Raw genomic sequence first — 1,336 nt, forward strand, 5'->3', positions numbered from 1 at the left:
AAGTACGTCAGCACACGGACGCCTGGTAAAACATTCGAATTCAGCGAGGTACTGATGAGCTCGTACGCGCCGGATGGAGGTTTGTTCGTGCCGTGCAAGGTTCCCCGCTTCCAAAGTGATGAACTCTCCAGGTTGGAATGGCTGCCCTTTCATGAGCTGGCCCGCCATGTGATCGAGCCTTTTCTGGGGGGGTGGGTCCCGCAAGATCAGCTGTCTCAGATTCTCGAGGAGACGTTTGACTGCTTCAAAAGCAAAGCGGTTGCGCCGCTTTATCAGACGGCAAGTAATGAGTGGATATTAGAGTTGTTTCATGGACCAGCAGGCGTCTATCAAGACTTTGGCCTCCAATTGATGTCTCGCCTGGTTGAGTACTCTTTACTGAAGTCGGGAAAGAAAGCGTTTGTTGTGGGTTGCACGGGCGGAGACACGGGCGCTGCTGCGATTACAGCGTTTTCAGGGATCCAGGGCGTCACCGTAATTGTATTGCATCCTTCCAGAGGAATAACGGAAGAGCATCGACGTCGCTTATTGAGTACTGATGAAGAGAATATTGTAAACGTTGCAGTGGATGGGGATTATTCTGATTGCCATCGGCTATGCGAACAGTTCTTTGGGTGTAACAACAAAACGCAGCAGCATCTCATATCGTTCAATTCAGTGAATTGGGTCCGGGTGCTTGCACATCTATCCTTCTATTTTTATTCCGCCCTTCAGCTCGGGGCGCCTAAGAGAGAAGTTGCCTTCAGTGTGCCAACCGGGAATTTTGGTGCGCTGTATGCAGGTTATATTGCCAGGGAGATGGGGTTGCCTATCCGGCAATTGATCGTCGCCACCAATGCCAATGCTGGCCTACATAATTTTCTCCAGTCTAATCTCTACAGTCGCAATCAGATTCGCCTTACCAATACGCCTAGTATGAACGTTTCACTGGCTTCGAATTTTGAACGCTTGCAATGGAGCATTCTTAATCGGTGCGGAGATAAAGTAGCCCGGAATATGGAGCTGTTAGAAGGCGAGGGAGCTATTCAGTTAGAGCAAGATGAATGGTTGGAGGCGCGAAAACTTTTCGACTCGCTGGCCGTGGAAGACTCGGATGCGTTCAGCAGTGTTCATGAGGTATTTGTGCAGAGTGGTTATCGGGTCAGTGCCAATACCGCGATTGGCTTGCGAGCCGCTCGTGTCTGCAGGCGCAGCTTGCTTATTCCCATGATCTGCTTAGCGACAACACACCCATCAAAGCCTGCTGCAGCGATCGATGAATTGGACGCGTTCGGTACCATAAAAGGCATAGGCGCTCCTCGGCCTGCAGATAAGTGTATTTCAATCCCTAATGATA

The 1,336-nt window shown here is 50.4% G+C and carries 1 protein-coding gene; it reads left to right on the top strand.

What is annotated here, in order from left to right:
* On the top strand, positions 1–1,336 hold a 1,336-nt coding region (gene thrC / locus ACXRVY_RS29515), incomplete at both ends, for a threonine synthase (RefSeq protein ID WP_458239021.1).

This window comes from Pseudomonas sp. P5_A2_2 (genome assembly GCF_054177685.1).